This is a genomic window from Brevundimonas sp. 2YAF1 (genome assembly GCF_052114745.1).
Lineage (GTDB): Bacteria > Pseudomonadota > Alphaproteobacteria > Caulobacterales > Caulobacteraceae > Brevundimonas.
Map to the genome: position 1 here is coordinate 73,443 of NZ_JBFRFI010000008.1, position 15,207 is coordinate 88,649.

Below are 15,207 nucleotides of genomic sequence, written 5' to 3' on the forward strand. Positions count from 1 at the left end.
TAGCGCCCGAGGGCGGGCCACCGCAACCCCAAGACGGACCTATGCCGGGAATAAGAGGAATTGCCTTGCGTCCCGGCGCGTTCAAACCCACATATTGCGAATGGTTCGCATATTGATCAGCACCGCCCGACGCCTCGCGCTCAAGATCGCGAGCTACGGCCTCATGCACCTGATCGTGGCCATCCTCGTGGCCTTCGCCCTGACCCGCGACTGGCGCATCGCCCTGGCGGTCGGGGTGGTCGAACCGATCTTCCAGACCCTCGCCTATTCCATCCACGACCGGGTCTGGCGCCGGGTCGAGCAACGCCGGATGCTGTCAGGCTTCGAGGAAACCGCCGAGGCCGTCACCGCCCGTCTGGAGCTGATGAACGCCCACGAGCAGAACCGCGTGCACAACCATCACAGCCAAAGCCACGCCCTGCCCCGCAGCCTGAAGCAGGTGGCGCTGAAGACCGTGACCTATGGCGTCATGCACTTCGCCGTGGCGGTGCTCGTGGCTTTCGCCCTGACCCGCGACTGGCGCATCGCCCTGGCCATCGGCGCAGTCGAGCCCCTGGTGCAGACGGTCTTCTTCACCCTGCACGACCGTATCTGGACGCGGATCGAAGCCAAGAAGGCCCGTCGGGCCGAGGAACTGGCCGCCTCGGCTTAGAGTGCACCCGTACCCCACCGCCGCTCATCCCGGCGGACGCCGGGATCCAGTGAGAACCTCAGACGCAGCGACTGAAAGAGTCGTTCTGGCCGTAAGTCGGCGTGTGCGTGGCCAAAGGACTGGATCCCGGCGTCCGCCGGGATGAGCGGAATAGAGGGGTCCCTACCGCTTGTTCAGCGCCACCAGGAAGACCTCGGCACTGCCCTTGCGGCTCGATTCCGGCTTCACGTACTTCACCGTCTCGAACTCCTCGCGCAGCCGCGCCAGAACTCCGCCGGCGTCGCCGCCCTGGAAGTTCTTGGAGACGAAATTCCCGCCCGGCTTCAGCGTGCGGATGGCGAAGTCGGCGGCGATCTCGATCAGGGCGATGATCTTCAGGTGGTCGGTCTGGCGGTGGCCCACGGTGTTGTGCGCCATGTCCGACAGCACCAAGTCCGGTCGGCCGCCGATGGCGTCGATCATCTGCTGGTCCACGCCCGGATGGGTGAAGTCGGCCTGGATCAGGGTCGCGCCGGGAATCGGCTCGATCATCAGCAGGTCCACGCCCGCCACCGCCGTCGCCCCGCGATTCAGCGCCACCTGGATCCAGCCGCCCGGGGCCGCGCCCAGGTCGATGACCCGCGAGCCCTTCTTGATCAGGCGGAAACGGTCATCGATCTCCAGCAGCTTGAAGGCCGCCCGGCTGCGCCAGCCCTCGGCGCGCGCCCGCTCGGACCACTTGTCCGACAGTTGGCGCTTGATCCACTGCTGGCTCGACATGGATTTAGTGTCGGCCGTCTTCATTTTCTGGCCCAGGCCGCGCCCTGCGGCGGTGCCGCCCGTGGGCGGGCGAACCATCCGGCGGCGTTCCGGCGGCTTCTCGGTGGGCTTTTCGTCGTCAGTCATGCTTCCCACATAGCGGTGACAGCGTTCAGCCGCTATGACCCGCGCACAATTCTGGCCCGCACACACCAAGGAGAGCCTGATGGCCGACCAAACCCTGACCTTCACCCTGGACACCGGCGACGGCGAAGAACGCAACGTCGTGATCAAGCTGCGCGACGATCTGGCCCCCGGCCACGTCGCCCGCATCACCGAACTGGCCTCGGAAGGCTTCTATGACGGCGTGGTCTTCCACCGCGTCATCCCGGGCTTCATGGCCCAGGGCGGCGACCCGACCGGCACCGGCACCTCGGGCTCCAAGAAGCCGAACCTGAAGGCCGAGTTCTCGAAGGAGCCGCACGTCCGCGGCGTCTGCTCGATGGCCCGCACCTCGGATCCCAACAGCGCCAACTCGCAGTTCTTCATCTGCTTCGACGACGCCCGCTTCCTCGACGGCCAGTACACCGTCTGGGGCGAAGTGATCGAAGGCATGGAACACGTCGACGCCCTGCCCAAGGGCGAGCCGCCCCGCGCTCCGGGCAAGATCGTCAAGGCGACCGTCGCCTAACGAACGGTACTAGCGGCGGGGGATCAGTCCCCCGCCCACCATCGCATCGACACGTTGTTGAAGGTCCGGTTTCCGACCTTGAGCGTCCCCTTCAGGACGACGCCCTTGTCTCCCAGATTGCGCCGCGCCGTCGCCAGCGCGCCCTGGTCGAGCTTTCCATCGAACGACACCGCGCCCAATCCGCCCGACAGGGCCTGAACGCGCACCCGGTTCTCGGTCACATCGTAGGTCGCCGGGATCAGGCGCAGCCGACGCCGGTTCTTGCCGTTGACGGTCTCGACCGGCGGCCCCGTCATGTCCTCGAACTCGATCATCACCGGCGCAAAGCCCGCCGGTCGCTCGCCCCCCTCCCAGGCGATGAAGTCCGGGACCTGTCCCATGAAGACGTGGTGCAGACGCCAGTTGTCCACCCGAACCTCGGCGGTCGGGATGTAATAGCCGGACACGTCTTCCGGCAAATCATGAGCAAAGGCCGCGGCTTTCGACGCCGTCACGGTTTCAGGCGCCTTGGGCGCCTGGTCGCAGGCCGCCAACGCCATGAGGCCGGTCAGAGCCGCGACAGCCGCGAAACGCCCCCGCCTCATCGCAGATGGGTTCACGGCAGATGGATCAGCGAGGCCAGCCAGCCGATATCCTGCAGCTTCTCGACCGACTCGAACAGCGGCACGGCCAGCAGGAAGACCAGCCCATCGCGCAGCGTAGCCAGGAAGAAGCTGGGCTTGATCTCCAGCATCCCCTCGTCATGCCATTTGGAAAAGTTCGGCCAGAAGCGCGGCGTGCGGCCGCAATAATCGGCATAGGTCTGGCCGAACGCTTCCGACAGCCAGGCCTCTTCGCGCCGCACCGTGGCGTAGAAGACGCCGACCGTCAGGATCAGGAACAAGGCGGCCAGGATCAGGCTGCCCGTCTGGGCGCCGACGCCGAACGCGCCCATAAAGCTGAAGATATACAACGGGTTGCGGCTAATCGAGTAAGGGCCGCGGTTGACGATCTCGGCCTTCTTGCGCCCGCCGATATAGAGCGAGCACCAGGCGCGTCCGACAATGCAGATGACGATCAGGCCCAGGCCGACGGCTTCAAGCACCTCGTGAAGCCCGCCCTCGCCCCAGCTGGACCGCGTGAAGAAGGCTAGGCCCACCACGGCCGCCAGGCCGATCGCAAGAGCAATCTTGCGAACCTTCTGGACCTTTTGAATATCGAACCCTTGCACTGCTGACATGACGCCTACTTCCCCCCATTTCGGAGGGAGCCAAACGCCCGTTCAGCGTCCCGCGCAAGCCCTTTATTTGCGAGCGATTTTCGCCCGCACCGCGAACCTACTGGTCCAGCCAGCCGTCCAGGGCGCGGAAGCTCTCGATGGCCAGTTCGGTCGAGGCCTGGAACACCCCCGGCGTGACCCGCTCATAGTCGTCGCTGGGGCGGTGATAGTCGGGGTGGTAGTTCACGCCGAAATACAGGAACGGCAGGCCGACGGCGTTGAAGGCGCCGTGGTCCGAGGCATTGACCCAGTTGTCCTCGCCCTTGTCCTCGGGCGTGTCCTTGCCGAAGGCCAGCGCCACGGCGCCGCGCGCGGCGATCCGCTCCAGCAGCGGACGGAAATATGGATGTTGATAAGTGCCCGTGACCCACAGCTTGCCGTCCGTCTCGGCGCGGGCGGTCATGTCATAGTTGATGTTCATCGAGATCGACGACAGCGGCATGGGCGGCGCCTCGACGAAACGCTTGGCCCCCAGAAGCCCCCGCTCCTCCCCGTCCAGGGCGACGATCAGGACGGTGTGTTCCGGCGGATTGGCCTTCAGCCGCTTGGCCAGCTCCAGCATGGTCGCCACGCCCGAGGCGTTGTCGTCGGCGCCGTTGTAGATCTGATCGCCATGCACCCCGACGTGGTCGTAATGGGCGGTGACGACGATGTACTTGTCCCCGACGCGCGTGCCGGGAATGACGCCCAGGATATTGGTCCCGTTGAACCACTTGGGCCCCTCGCGCGTGCGGCCCTGCATCTCCCACGGCTGCAGCCGCCCCATCGGCGACGGCTGTACGCCCAGCGCCTCCAGCCGGCCGACGATGTAGTCGCGCGCCTTAGCCCCGCCCTCTGATCCCGTGTCGCGCCCCTGCATGTCGTCGGCCGACAGAATGCGCAGGTCGTCCATCAACTGGGCGTAGTCCGCCGTCGAAGCCTCGATCGGAGCCGCCGCCGGCAGCGTTTCGACAGGCGTCGTCGTCTCGCACGCGGCCAGCGTCAGGGCGGCGGCGACGGCGGACAGGCTGGCGAGAACAGGACGCATGGAAGGCTCCGGGCAGGTGGGTCGGCGGACGCTAGCGGGCGTCGGAGCCCGCGTCAGATTACGTTTCTGTCATGGACTGTGCGACGCAGCCCCCGCCAGTGCTAAACAGCCGGACCAACGAGGCTGACCGCGCGATTCCCATGTCCGAAACTCCCGTCGACATCCTGACCGAAGACCAGGCCCGCGAGGAGCTGGCGCATCTGTCGGCCGAACTGGCCCGCCACGACGCCCTCTACTACGCCGACGCCGCGCCCGAGATTTCCGACGCCGACTACGACGAGCTGAAGCGCCGCGCCCTGGCCATCGAGGCCCGCTTCCCGGCCCTGACCAGCCCCGTCTCGCCGTCGCAGCGCGTCGGCGCGCCGGTCTCGACCCAGTTCGCCGAGGTCCGCCACGGCGTGCCCATGCTGTCGCTGGACAACGCCTTTGATGAAGGCGAGGTGCGCGATTTCGTCGCCCGCATCGGCCGCTTCCTCAAGCTGCCCGGCGACGAGCCCATCGCCTTCGTGGCCGAGCCCAAGATCGACGGCCTCTCGGCCAGCCTGCGCTATGAAAAGGGCGTCCTGATCCAGGGCGCCACGCGCGGCGACGGCAAGACCGGCGAGGACGTAACCGCCAACCTGAAGACCATCGCAGCGATCCCGCAGCGCCTGATCGGCTCCGGCTGGCCCGACGTCATCGAGATCCGGGGCGAAGTCTATGCCCCCAATGACGCCTTCGACGCCTTCAACGCCGCCGCCGAAGCCGAGGGCCGCCGCACCTACGCCAACCCGCGCAACTTCGCCGCCGGCTCGCTGCGCCAGAAGGACCCGAAGATCACGGCCAAGCGCCCCCTGACCTTCTTCGCCTACGCCTGGGGCGAGACCTCGGCCTCGTTCGCTGAAACCCAGCACGGCGCTCTGGAAGCCTTCCGCAGTTGGGGGTTCCAGGTCAACGAACGGTCCCGCCGCGTCGAGGGGGCCGAAGGGCTAGTCGGCGTCTATCGCGGGCTCGAGACCGACCGCAGCGGCCTCGGCTACGACATCGACGGCGTGGTCTATAAGGTCGACCGCCTGGACTGGCAGCATCGCCTGGGCTTCATCGCCAGAAGCCCTAGATGGGCCATCGCCCACAAGTTCCCGGCGCAACAGGCGACCACCGTGCTGGAGGGCATCGACATCCAGGTCGGCCGCACCGGCTCCCTGACCCCTGTCGCCCGGCTGCACCCCGTCACCGTCGGCGGCGTCGTCGTGCGCAACGCCACCCTGCACAACGAAGACGAGATCGCCCGCAAGGACGTGCGCATCGGCGACACCGTCATCCTGCAACGCGCCGGCGACGTCATCCCCCAGATCGTCGGCGTGGTCGAAGGCCTGCGTCCCGAAGGGGCCGAACCCTTCGCCTTCCCCCACGTCTGCCCCGTCTGCGGCTCGGAGGCCGTGCGCGAGGGCGACGAGGTCAAACGCCGCTGCACCGGCGGCCTGATCTGCGACGCCCAGATCGTCGAACGCTTGAAGCACTTCGTCAGCCGCCGCGCCTTCGACATTGAAGGGCTTGGCGAAAAGCACCTGACCGCCTTCCACGCGCGCGGCTGGATCAAGGAGCCGGCGGACATCTTCCGCCTGGCCCGCGACGAGGAAAAACTGGCCCTGCTGCGTCGGGAAGACGGCTATGGCGAGACCAGCGTCGGCAATCTGGTCGCCGGGATCCAGGCGCGGCGGACCATCAGCCTGGACCGCCTGATCTTCGGCCTGGGCGTGCCCGAGATCGGCGAACAGACCTCGCTGGTCCTGTCGCGCGCCTTCGGCAGCTGGACCGCCTTCCGCGACGCCTGCATGGCCGCGTCGCAGGGTCTGGCCAGCGACGACTGGAAGGCCCTGGCCGCGACCCACGCCATCTCGCCGCGCGTCCTGACGCTGATGGCCGAGGCGCGTCCGCCCGCCGACGATCCCTGGCCCGCGGCGCCGATGGATCAGAAGATCGCCCTCGCCTTCCCCGGCATGGCCGCGCCCGCCCGCCGCTCGCTGGCCGAGATTTCCGGCGGCTGGACCGACCTGACCCGCTGGGCGGCCGTCGCCCGCAGCGAAGGTCCCTCCGACATGCTGAACCAGATCGCGGGCGTCTCGGGCGTCGGCCCCGTCGCCGCCGAAGCCCTGGCCCACTTCTTCCACGAGCCGCATAACCGCGAGGTCGTCGACGCCCTGCTGGCCGAACTGACGCAGGTCGAGGACGTGGCCGCGCCGACGACCGACAGCCCCGTGGCGGGCAAGACCGTGGTCTTCACCGGCTCGCTGGAACGCTTCACCCGCGACGAGGCCAAGGCCCGCGCCGAAAGCCTGGGGGCTAAGGTCTCGGGCTCGGTGTCCAAGAAGACCGACTATGTCGTCGCTGGTCCCGGCGCCGGCTCCAAGCTGAAGGACGCCGAAAAGCACGGCGTCGCCGTCCTGTCCGAGGACGAATGGCTGGCGCTGATCGCCTGATGCAAGCCGTCGCCATCGACTTCGAAACCGCCAACGAGCAGCGCGCCAGCCCCTGCTCCATCGGCCTGGCCTGGATCAACGACGGCCAGATCGAGTCCGTCGAGCATCACTACATCCGCCCGCCGGGGATGCGGTTCGCCAGCTTCAACATCGCCTTCCACGGCATCGGCCCGGATCAGGTCGAGGACGCCGAGGAATTCCCCGCCGTCCTCGCCGCCATCGCCCCGCGCCTGCAGGGCCGGACCGTGCTGGCCCACAACGCCGCCTTCGACGTCAGCGTCATTCGCGGGACCTGCGACCACTACGGCCTCGCCTACCCCGAGTTCGACTACCTCTGCACCGTCAAGCTGGCCCAGATCACCTGGCCGGAATTCGCCTCGCACAAGCTGAACAACGTCTGCGCCGAACTGGGCATCCAGTTCAAACACCACGACGCCGCCGAAGACGCCTTCGCCTGCGCCTCTGTCGCTCTGGAGACCCTGCGGATGCACGAAGCGGCCTGCGCCAGTTCGCTCGCGCGGGCGACGGGCATCAGTCTCGGACGGCTGCACGCCGGCGGCTACAGCCCCTGCTCCTCGGCCAAGCCCAGGAAGCCGCGCTAACGGTCTCGCCAAGGGCCTTGATTCTATCGCGAACCAGGATCAGCTTCGGACCATAACGCGAGGAAACAAGATGAAAGCTCCGCTCGTTCTTGCCCTGGCGGCAAGCGTGGTTGCCCTGGCCTCGCCCGCTCTGGCGTCTGACCCGACCGGCCTGTGGCAGACGCCGACCAACGGCGGTCAGGTGCGCATCGCCCGCTGCGGCCAGGCACTGTGCGGCACGCTGGAGACCTCCGACCGCATCCGTCAGGATCCCAACGCCCGCGACGTGCGCAACAAGAACCCCGAGCTTCGCGGCCGCACCCTGCGCAACCTGCCGCTGCTTTCAGGCTTCACCGGCGGGGCAGCCGAATGGCGCGGCGGCTCGGTCTATAATCCCGATGACGGCGGCACCTATCACGGCACGATCACCATGACCGGCGACAATAGTCTGCGCCTGCGCGGCTGCATCGTCGTCCCCCTGTGCAAGACCCAGACCTGGACCCGCATCCAGTAGGCCTCTGGCAATCCTCCCCTGCTTGCGGGGGAGGGGGACCATGCGCAGCATGGTGGAGGGGGCGAAACCTAGCCGCCTACGCTTGAAGCCGCCCCCTCCACCGCCTGCGGCGGTCCCCCTCCCCCATTTCGCTACGCTACATAGGGGAGGATCGGATGCTTCAGCGGTTCAGCGCCGACCGCCCCGCTGCGGCGTAGCGTTCGCCGGACGCCGCCCCCTTGGGAAAGACCGCCTCGATCCGCGCCAGGTCTTCCGGCGTCAGCACGATCTCGGTCGCGGCGACATTCTGCTCCAGCGTTGCAATCCGGCGCGTGCCGGGGATGGGAACCAGATCCTCGCCCTGGGCCAGCACCCAGGCCAGGGCCAGTTGCGCCGCCGTCACGCCCTTGTCGGCGGCGATGGCGCCCACCGCCGCCACCAGATCCAGGTTCTTCTGGAAATTCTCGCCCATGAAGCGCGGGTTCGAGCGGCGGAAGTCATCGGCGGCCAGATCGTCGACCGACCTGATCTCGCCCGACAGGAAGCCACGCCCCAGCGGGCTGTAGGGCACGAAGCCGATGCCCAGTTCCCGCACCGTGGCGAAGATCTCGTCCTCCGGCTCGCGGCTCCACAGCGAATATTCGGTCTGCAGGGCGGTGATGGGGTGGACCGCATGGGCCTTGCGCAGGGTCGCGGGCGCGGCTTCGGACAGGCCGAGGAAGCGGACCTTGCCCTCGGTCACCAGCTCGCCCATCGCCCCGACCGTCTCCTCGATCGGCGTATCGGGATCGACGCGGTGCAGATAATAGAGGTCGACGTGGTCGACGCCGAGCCGGCTCAGGCTGCCCTCGATGGCGCGCCGCACGTTGGCGGGCGACCCGTCGACGGCCAACGCCGTGCGATCGGCATTGTAGCCGATGCCGAACTTGGTGGCGATGAAGGCCCGGTCGCGCCGGTCCTTCAGCGCCTTGCCGAGCAGCAGCTCGTTGGTGTGCGGCCCGTACACCTCGGCCGTGTCGAACAGGGTCACGCCCAGGTCGAGCGCGCGATGCACCACGTCGATGGACTGGGCCTCGTCAGAACGGCCGTAAAAGGCGCTCATGCCCATGCAGCCCAGACCGATGGCTGAGACTTCGGGTCCGTTCGGGCCCAGCTTGCGCGTCTTCATGAGCGCCTTCCTTCTGATGTGAGAGGGCCGGCGACGTTGCCGCCGACCTTCACCAGATGGCGCCGTTCGGCCTTAGTTCAAGGGCGAAGTCTGCGCCTTCAGCCACGCCAGCGCCGCCTCGTCCTTCTGCACGCCGTCGGCCAGCAGCGGCCCGACCTTGGCCAGGACCTCGGCGTGATAGGCGTCGACATAGGCGCGCTCATCGGCGGTCAGCAGGGCTGTGTCGATCAGCTTGCGATCCAGCGGAGCCAGCGTCAGCTGCTCGAAGCCGTGCATCGGCCGCTCGCCGCCCGGAACCTGGGCCGGAGCGGTCACGACCTGCAGCGTCTCGATGCGGATGCCCCACTCGCCTTCGCGGTAATAACCCGGCTCGTTCGACAGGATCATGCCGGTCAGCAGCGGCTGGGTGTTGACGTAGGGGGCGATGCGCTGCGGCCCCTCGTGAACGCCCAGATAGGAGCCGACGCCGTGGCCGGTGCCGTGGTCGAAGTCGAAGCCCGCGTTCCACAGCGGCTGACGCGCCACCGCGTCCAACTGATGCCCCGTGGTCCCGGCGGGGAAGCGGATCACCGCCATGGCGATGTGCCCCTTGAGCACCAGGGTGAACATGCGGCGCTGATCCGCCGTGCCTTTGCCGATGGCCATGGTGCGGGTCACGTCCGTGGTCCCGTCCAGATACTGACCGCCGCCGTCCACCAGTAGCAGACTGCCCTGCTCCATCGGACGGATCTTGGCGCCGACCGGCTTGTAGTGCGGCAGGGCGCCGTTCGGGCCGACCCCGGCGATGGTGTCGAAGGACAGGTCCTTCAGCATCCCGGTCGCCTCGCGGAAGCCCTCCAGCGCCTCGACCACCGCCCGCTCGTCCGGCAGTTCAGCCTGAGCGACCGTATCGACCCAATGCAGGAAGCGGGTCAGGGCCGCGCCGTCGCGGATGTGCGCCTGACGGCTGCCCTCGATCTCGACCTCGTTCTTCTGCGCGCGCGGCAGGGCGCAGGGGTCCATGCCGCGCACGATGCTGGCGCCCGCCTGTTCCAGACGGTCGAAATACCAGGCCGAGGAAACCGCCGGGTCGATCAGCACCTTGCGCCCCGACAGGGCGTCCAGGGCGGCGGGCAGCGCCTCAGGCGCCTCCAGCGTCACGGCGTCGCCCAGCCATCCCGGCAGTTCGTTGGTGACCTTGGCCGGGTCGAGGAAGACCTTGGCCGTCCCGTCGGCCTTCACCACCGCCTGCCCCAGCGGCAGAGGCGTGCGGATCACGTCGCCGCCGCGAATATTGAACAGCCAGGCCAGCGACGACGGCGAGGTCAGCACCGCCACCTCCGCGCCCTTGGCGGCGATGGCCTGACCGATGCGGGCGCGCTTGGAGGCGGCGTTCTCGCCGGTATAGCGGTCCTCGTGCGGGACCACCGGCGCCTGCGGCTGGGCCGGGCGAGCATCGCCCCAAGCCAGATCAATGGGGTTGGGCTCGACGGCCTTCAGCGTCGCGCCGGCCTTCTCGACGGCGGCACGCAGGGTCGCCAGGGCGTCGGGGCTGTGCAGGCGCGGATCATAGCCGATGACCGAACCAGCGGTCAGGGTCTCCAGCCAGGCGGCCAGCTTGTTCAGCTCTACACGCTCGAACAGGACCGGGTCGGTCTGGGCCTTGGCCTGAACCGTATAGCGGCCATCGACGAAGACCGCGGCCTTGTCCGTCAGCACCACGCCCGCTCCGGCCGAGCCGGTGAAGCCGCTGACCCAGGCCAGACGCTCGCTGGCGTCGGGCAGGTATTCGTTCTGATGCTCGTCCTCGTGCGGGACCAGCAGGCCGTCCAGGCCCTGCTCAGCCATCTTCGCCCGCAGCAAAGGCAGATGTTTCGCCCCGAAGGACGGATCGGTCGTTTCGTCGAATGTCTGGCGCATAGCTGCTCTTATACCCTTCTCCCCTTGCGGGAGAAGGTGCCCCGAAGGGGCGGATGAGGGGGCTCTCAACGCAAAAGGGGCTGCGAGACTTGATGTCCCGCAACCCCTCATCCGTCTCGCTCCGCGAGCCACCTTCTCCCGCAAGGGGAGAAGGATCAGAGCATCAGCCCTTGCGCAACTGCAACGCGCTCCACGCGTCGTGGTGGATGGTCTGCTCAACGACGAAGCCCAGCGGACGATAGGCGTCCAGCACCCGCTCCTCCTGCGTGCGCAGCAGGCCCGACAGAATGGCGACGCCGCCCGACTTCAACGCCTGACCGATCTCGGGCGCCAAAAACACCAAAGGCGCGGCCAGGATGTTGGCGAAGACCAGATCATAAGGCGCGTGCTGGGCGATGCGCGGATCGCTCAGGCCGTCGGCAAAATAGAATTCGCACTTGGCGTCGTTGATCGCTGCGTTCTCGTTGGCGATGCGGGCCGAGGGCTCGTCGATGTCGGTGCCGACGGCGATGGGCGAGCCCGTCCTGGCCGCCGCGATGGCCAGCACGCCCGTGCCGCAGCCGACGTCCAGCACCTTGTCGAACTTTTCGGTCTTCAACAGGTTGTCGAACGCTTCAAGGCAGCCGACGGTCGTGCCGTGGTGGCCGGTGCCGAAGGCGGCGCCCGCGTCGATCTTCAGGTTGATCCGGCCTTCCGGCACCTTGCCCTGATCGTGGGCGCCATAGACGAAGAAGCGCCCGGCCTCGACCGGCGGCAGGCCCGACAGCGACATGGCCAGCCAGTCGGCGTCGGCCAACTTCTCGACGATCACTTCCAGCTCCCCCTGGGCGCGCAGGGTGGCGGCGATGCCCTCGGCTTCCTCGTCCGTCGTCGGGAAGGCGTCGATGCGCCAGACGCCCTTGTCCTCGTCTTCTTCCAGGATCGAATAGGTCGCGCCCTCCAGCAGGGGGTTGGCGTCGATGGCGGCGGCGGCGGCTTCGGCGGCTTCGCGTTCGCCGCGTGCAATTACCTGGAGAGCGGACTCGGACATTTCTCAAACACCGTTATGATAACGAATCACGAGTGCGGGCGTGCGGATCGCCCGTTTCCACTGAGGGGTCCGGGAATCCATGGCTAAAGCACCGTCTGAGTCGAAATCTGCTGCGCCGAAGGCGGCGCCTGCCGCTTCCAAGCCGAAACCGGCGGCAAAGTCGAGCGCTGCGGCGCCGAAGGCCGCTGCAAAACCGAAGGCCGCGCCGAAAACCGCCGCTCCCAAGGCCGCTGCTGCAAAGCCCGCCGCCAAGACGGCTGCGCCCAAGGCCGCCGCAAAGGCCGCTCCGAAAGCCGCCGCCAAGGCTCCGGCCGTGAAGGCCGCCGCGGCGAAGCCCAAGACCGCTGCTCCGAAGGCTCCCGCCAAGACCGCCGCGCCGAAGAAGACTGCGGCGCCCAAGGCTGCACCGAAACCCGTCGCCAAGCCGGTCGAAGCGCCCAAGCCCGCCGTCGCCCCGGCTGCGGTTGCTGCTCCGGCCCCCACCCCGGCTCCGACGCCCGCTCCTGCTCCGGTCGCGGCTGCGCCCGCCCCGGCTCCCAAGCCGGTCGAAGCGCCCAAGCCCGCTGCGGCTCCGCAACCGGCGCCCGCTCCCAAGGCAGAGCCCAAGGGCTTCCTCGCCAAGCTGGGCGACATGATCTTCGGCAAGAAGAACTGATCCAGGCCATCGCCTGAAACGACAAAAGGCCGGAGGGTTCGCCCCTCCGGCCTTTTTCCTGCGTGGTTTCCAGAAGGCTCTGGAGACGCGGCTTATTCTTCCGGCAGGTCTTCGGCCAGGATCGCCATCTCGAACATGAACGAGCCGGCCTCGTCCTCGTCCTCGAACACCACGCCGATGAACTCGTCATCGACATAGACTTCGGCGGAGTCGGCGACCTTGCGGGCCTTCACCTTGATGCCGCCGTGGTTGAAGGTGCGCTTCAGGTGCGTTTCGACGCGCTTCAGATCGGATTCTTTCACGGGGGTAGCCTCGTTGGTGTCGTTGACGGCGGACCCTAGAGAAGGCGTCTCGCCATGGGAAGCCCGCGCAGCAGGCGTCCACAGACGGCGGCCCCTTCAGATGACGAAATCATAGGCGATGTCGGCCAGGGTGTGATCCATGGTCCGGGCCGGCGTGGCGTCGGTCGGGCAGTTGACGATGCGCGCCGGCACCCCGGCGACGGTGCAGCCCGCCGGCACCGGCTTCAGCACCACCGAGCCCGAGGCCACCTTGGCGTAGTCGCCGATCGTGATGTTGCCCAGCACCTTGGCCCCCGCGCCCAGCAGGACCCCGCGGCCGATCTTGGGGTGACGGTCGCCGCGCTCGGCCCCGGTCCCGCCCAGGGTCACGGCGTGCAGCATCGACACCTCGTCGCCGACCACCGCCGTCTCGCCGATGACGATGCCCGTGCCGTGGTCGAGGAAGACGCCCGAGCCGATCTGCGCCGCCGGATGGATGTCCAGCTGGAACAGTTCGGAAATGCGGCTCTGGAAGTGGAAGGCCAGGGTGTCGCGCCCCTCGCTCCACAGCCAATGCGCCACGCGCCAGGCCTGCAGCGCCTGGAAACCCTTGAAATACATAAAGGGCTGCAACAACGACCGGATCGCCGGATCGCGGTCCTGCACCGCCTTCAGGTCCGCCTCGGCGGCGGCGACGATGCCCGGATCGGCGGCGAAGGCCGACAGGGCCACCTCGCGCACCGTCATGGCCCCCAGTTCGGCGTCGCCCAGCTTGCGCGCGATCTGGAAGCTCAGCGCGCCCGCCAGGTCGTCATGCGCCAGCACCACCGCGTTCAGCTGCGAGGCCAGACGCGGCTCCCCGCGCGCGGCCTCTTCCGCCGCGGCGCGCAGTTGCGCCCACAGGTCCGGCTGTTGCGGCACGACTTCCAGCTTGGCCATCGGCCCTCCGTATTCAGGGGGCGATCCTACGCCCCCAGCATGGCCCGCGCCAGCGCGGCGGGCAGTTCGCCTTCCCGCGCCATATGGTAGGCCTTGTAGGCCGTCGCCACCGTCATGGCGTCGCGCACCGCCCCGCGCTTGATCTCGGCCATCAGGTCCAGGAAGGGCACGCGCGCCGACACGATCACCTCGGTCGGATCGGGATTGACCGGAACCGGGCTCAGCCCCCAGGCCACCCAGGTCATGACCCGCTCGTCGGTGATGGAGTTCGACAGGTCCATGTCCAGCGCCGCCCGCCAATGATCGGCCCTCAGCCCCGCCTCCTCCGCCAGTTCGCGGCGCACGGCGTCAAACGGGTCCTCGTCCCTCGGCGCGCCGCCTTCCGGCATTTCCCAGGAATAGCGCATCAGGGTGAACCGATGCTGCCCGACCAGAACCACCGTCCCGTCGTCATGCAGCGGCAGGACCCCGGTCCCGACATTCTTGGGCCGCATCACCACATAGTCGGCGTCCATGCCCGTCGGGGCGACGGCCGGGTGCCGCGTCACCCGCATCCACGGCGTGTCGACCAGCACGCTCGTCCCGTCACTGCGCCAGCGCGGCGGTTCCGGCAGGTGTTCGGCCCAGCGCGGTTTGATATCGACGATATCGCTCATGTCTCCGCTATGGCGCCGGACGCCGCGAAATCCTAGCTAGACGAGATGACCGACGCCGATCTTTCAACCGCCCTGCCCCTGCCCGTCCGCTCCGGCGAACTGCTGCGCCGCCTGGCGACGCGCCGCTCGGCCCCGGCCCAGTCGCTCGCCGCGCCCGGCCCTTCCGAGGCCGAGATCGAGCAGATCCTGCAACTCGGCGCCCGCACCCCCGACCACGGCAAGCTCTTCCCCTGGCGCTTCGTCGTCCTGGGCCCGCAGAGCCGCACCGAACTGTCCGAAGCCCTCGCCGTCCTGGCCGAGAGCCAGGGCCGCGTCGACAAGGACCTGGCCGTCCTGGCCAAGCTGGCCAATCCGCCCCTGACCATCCTGGTGATCTCGACCCCCATCCAGGGCCACAAGGTCCCGGTGTGGGAGCAGCAGCTGTCCGCCGGCGCCGTCTGCATGAACCTGGAACACGCCGCCGACGCCCTGGGCTATTCCGCCAGCTGGATCACCGACTGGTACGCCTACGACCCCGCCGCCGTCGCCCTGTTCGGCGTCGAGGACGGCGAGAAGATCGCCGGCTTCATCCACCTCGGAACCCTGGCCGAACCCCCGCTGGAACGCCCCCGCCCGGTCATGGCGCACAAGGTCGAACGGCGAGCGTAAACCCTCCCTTCTCCCCTTGTGGGAGAAGGTGG

Annotated in this window: 17 protein-coding genes; 7 read left to right on the plus strand and 10 right to left on the minus strand. The window is 68.1% G+C overall.

The genetic code is table 11. The features are described 5' to 3' along the window. Positions 1–112: 112 nt before the first annotated feature. The gene (locus tag AB4Y68_RS11815) at positions 113–652 is read left to right on the plus strand and encodes a DUF2061 domain-containing protein (protein WP_441455960.1); all 540 of its coding nucleotides are present in this window, start codon (positions 113–115) and stop codon (positions 650–652) included. A 162-nt stretch (positions 653–814) separates the two neighbouring features. On the opposite strand, the gene AB4Y68_RS11820 is transcribed toward AB4Y68_RS11815, so the two are convergent. Continuing rightward, a complete protein-coding gene (locus AB4Y68_RS11820) occupies positions 815–1,537 on the minus strand; it encodes an RlmE family RNA methyltransferase (RefSeq protein WP_441455961.1) in 723 nt (240 codons plus the stop codon). A 79-nt stretch (positions 1,538–1,616) separates the two neighbouring features. Here AB4Y68_RS11820 and AB4Y68_RS11825 point away from each other — a divergent pair, with 79 nt between their 5' ends. After that, entirely contained in the window at positions 1,617–2,081 is a 465-nt protein-coding gene (locus AB4Y68_RS11825; protein ID WP_300201005.1) for a peptidylprolyl isomerase, read from the plus strand. 23 nt (positions 2,082–2,104) lie between these two features. Here AB4Y68_RS11825 and AB4Y68_RS11830 read toward each other — a convergent pair whose 3' ends face one another. The 3 genes from AB4Y68_RS11830 to AB4Y68_RS11840 all read right to left on the minus strand — a co-directional run bounded on the left by AB4Y68_RS11830 (position 2,105) and on the right by AB4Y68_RS11840 (position 4,366). Then, positions 2,105–2,620 (minus strand): hypothetical protein, encoded by a 516-nt coding sequence (locus AB4Y68_RS11830; RefSeq protein ID WP_441455962.1) that lies wholly within the window; start codon positions 2,618–2,620, stop codon positions 2,105–2,107. A 56-nt stretch (positions 2,621–2,676) separates the two neighbouring features. Further along, positions 2,677–3,300 carry a methyltransferase family protein gene (locus AB4Y68_RS11835; protein ID WP_441455963.1) on the minus strand — a complete coding sequence of 208 codons (624 nt, stop codon included), beginning with the start codon at positions 3,298–3,300 and terminating at the stop codon, positions 2,677–2,679. A 97-nt stretch (positions 3,301–3,397) separates the two neighbouring features. Further along, positions 3,398–4,366 (minus strand): M28 family peptidase, encoded by a 969-nt coding sequence (locus tag AB4Y68_RS11840; RefSeq protein WP_441455964.1) that lies wholly within the window; start codon positions 4,364–4,366, stop codon positions 3,398–3,400. A 140-nt stretch (positions 4,367–4,506) separates the two neighbouring features. On the opposite strand from AB4Y68_RS11840, the gene ligA reads away from it, so the two are divergent. From ligA to AB4Y68_RS11855, 3 genes are all read left to right on the plus strand, one after another. Continuing rightward, entirely contained in the window at positions 4,507–6,825 is a 2,319-nt protein-coding gene (ligA, locus tag AB4Y68_RS11845; RefSeq protein ID WP_441455965.1) for an NAD-dependent DNA ligase LigA, read from the plus strand. Next, positions 6,804–7,427 carry a 3'-5' exonuclease gene (locus AB4Y68_RS11850; RefSeq protein ID WP_441455966.1) on the plus strand — a complete coding sequence of 208 codons (624 nt, stop codon included), beginning with the start codon at positions 6,804–6,806 and terminating at the stop codon, positions 7,425–7,427. The genes ligA and AB4Y68_RS11850 overlap by 22 nt, the downstream gene beginning before the upstream one ends. A 70-nt stretch (positions 7,428–7,497) precedes the next feature. Continuing rightward, positions 7,498–7,920, plus strand: a complete 423-nt coding sequence (locus AB4Y68_RS11855) for a DUF2147 domain-containing protein (RefSeq protein WP_441455967.1) — start codon at positions 7,498–7,500, stop codon at positions 7,918–7,920. A 160-nt stretch (positions 7,921–8,080) separates the two neighbouring features. On the opposite strand, the gene AB4Y68_RS11860 is transcribed toward AB4Y68_RS11855, so the two are convergent. The 3 genes from AB4Y68_RS11860 to AB4Y68_RS11870 form a co-directional block, all read right to left on the minus strand. After that, on the minus strand, positions 8,081–9,067 hold the full coding sequence (locus AB4Y68_RS11860; RefSeq protein ID WP_441455968.1) for an aldo/keto reductase: 987 nt from the start codon (positions 9,065–9,067) through the stop codon (positions 8,081–8,083). 72 nt (positions 9,068–9,139) lie between these two features. Further along, positions 9,140–10,966 carry an aminopeptidase P family protein gene (locus tag AB4Y68_RS11865; protein WP_441455969.1) on the minus strand — a complete coding sequence of 609 codons (1,827 nt, stop codon included), beginning with the start codon at positions 10,964–10,966 and terminating at the stop codon, positions 9,140–9,142. Positions 10,967–11,129: 163 nt separating this feature from the next. Further along, positions 11,130–11,996, minus strand: coding sequence for a 50S ribosomal protein L11 methyltransferase (locus AB4Y68_RS11870; protein WP_441455970.1), 867 nt, complete (start codon positions 11,994–11,996; stop codon positions 11,130–11,132). Between the two features lie 79 nt (positions 11,997–12,075). Here AB4Y68_RS11870 and AB4Y68_RS11875 point away from each other — a divergent pair, with 79 nt between their 5' ends. After that, positions 12,076–12,651, plus strand: coding sequence for a hypothetical protein (locus AB4Y68_RS11875; protein ID WP_441455971.1), 576 nt, complete (start codon positions 12,076–12,078; stop codon positions 12,649–12,651). A 92-nt stretch (positions 12,652–12,743) separates the two neighbouring features. On the opposite strand, the gene AB4Y68_RS11880 is transcribed toward AB4Y68_RS11875, so the two are convergent. The 3 genes from AB4Y68_RS11880 to AB4Y68_RS11890 form a co-directional block, all read right to left on the minus strand. Then, positions 12,744–12,953: a DUF3126 family protein gene (locus AB4Y68_RS11880; RefSeq protein WP_441455972.1), complete on the minus strand. Its 210-nt coding sequence runs from the start codon at positions 12,951–12,953 to the stop codon at positions 12,744–12,746. Positions 12,954–13,049: 96 nt separating this feature from the next. Beyond that, the gene (cysE, locus tag AB4Y68_RS11885) at positions 13,050–13,871 is read right to left on the minus strand and encodes a serine O-acetyltransferase (RefSeq protein WP_441455973.1); all 822 of its coding nucleotides are present in this window, start codon (positions 13,869–13,871) and stop codon (positions 13,050–13,052) included. A gap of 26 nt (positions 13,872–13,897) precedes the next feature. Next, complete coding sequence (locus AB4Y68_RS11890) at positions 13,898–14,527, minus strand: NUDIX domain-containing protein (protein ID WP_441455974.1); 630 nt, start codon at positions 14,525–14,527, stop codon at positions 13,898–13,900. A gap of 45 nt (positions 14,528–14,572) precedes the next feature. On the opposite strand from AB4Y68_RS11890, the gene AB4Y68_RS11895 reads away from it, so the two are divergent. Further along, the gene (locus AB4Y68_RS11895) at positions 14,573–15,175 is read left to right on the plus strand and encodes a nitroreductase family protein (RefSeq protein WP_441455975.1); all 603 of its coding nucleotides are present in this window, start codon (positions 14,573–14,575) and stop codon (positions 15,173–15,175) included. Positions 15,176–15,207: the final 32 nt, after the last annotated feature.

Excerpts from the sequence above, each read along its gene's own strand:
- ligA (WP_441455965.1), top strand. The coding sequence starts at position 4,507 with ATGTCCGAAACTCCCGTCGACATCCTGACCGAAGACCAGGCCCGCGAG.
- AB4Y68_RS11835 (WP_441455963.1), bottom strand. The coding sequence starts at position 3,300 with ATGTCAGCAGTGCAAGGGTTCGATATTCAAAAGGTCCAGAAGGTTCGC.
- AB4Y68_RS11825 (WP_300201005.1), top strand. The coding sequence starts at position 1,617 with ATGGCCGACCAAACCCTGACCTTCACCCTGGACACCGGCGACGGCGAA.
- AB4Y68_RS11855 (WP_441455967.1), top strand. The coding sequence starts at position 7,498 with ATGAAAGCTCCGCTCGTTCTTGCCCTGGCGGCAAGCGTGGTTGCCCTG.
- AB4Y68_RS11840 (WP_441455964.1), bottom strand. The coding sequence starts at position 4,366 with ATGCGTCCTGTTCTCGCCAGCCTGTCCGCCGTCGCCGCCGCCCTGACG.
- AB4Y68_RS11850 (WP_441455966.1), top strand. The coding sequence starts at position 6,804 with ATGGCTGGCGCTGATCGCCTGATGCAAGCCGTCGCCATCGACTTCGAA.
- AB4Y68_RS11820 (WP_441455961.1), bottom strand. The coding sequence starts at position 1,537 with ATGACTGACGACGAAAAGCCCACCGAGAAGCCGCCGGAACGCCGCCGG.
- AB4Y68_RS11830 (WP_441455962.1), bottom strand. The coding sequence starts at position 2,620 with ATGGCGTTGGCGGCCTGCGACCAGGCGCCCAAGGCGCCTGAAACCGTG.
- AB4Y68_RS11890 (WP_441455974.1), bottom strand. The coding sequence starts at position 14,527 with ATGAGCGATATCGTCGATATCAAACCGCGCTGGGCCGAACACCTGCCG.
- AB4Y68_RS11860 (WP_441455968.1), bottom strand. The coding sequence starts at position 9,067 with ATGAAGACGCGCAAGCTGGGCCCGAACGGACCCGAAGTCTCAGCCATC.
- AB4Y68_RS11865 (WP_441455969.1), bottom strand. The coding sequence starts at position 10,966 with ATGCGCCAGACATTCGACGAAACGACCGATCCGTCCTTCGGGGCGAAA.
- AB4Y68_RS11895 (WP_441455975.1), top strand. The coding sequence starts at position 14,573 with ATGACCGACGCCGATCTTTCAACCGCCCTGCCCCTGCCCGTCCGCTCC.
- AB4Y68_RS11875 (WP_441455971.1), top strand. The coding sequence starts at position 12,076 with ATGGCTAAAGCACCGTCTGAGTCGAAATCTGCTGCGCCGAAGGCGGCG.
- AB4Y68_RS11870 (WP_441455970.1), bottom strand. The coding sequence starts at position 11,996 with ATGTCCGAGTCCGCTCTCCAGGTAATTGCACGCGGCGAACGCGAAGCC.
- cysE (WP_441455973.1), bottom strand. The coding sequence starts at position 13,871 with ATGGCCAAGCTGGAAGTCGTGCCGCAACAGCCGGACCTGTGGGCGCAA.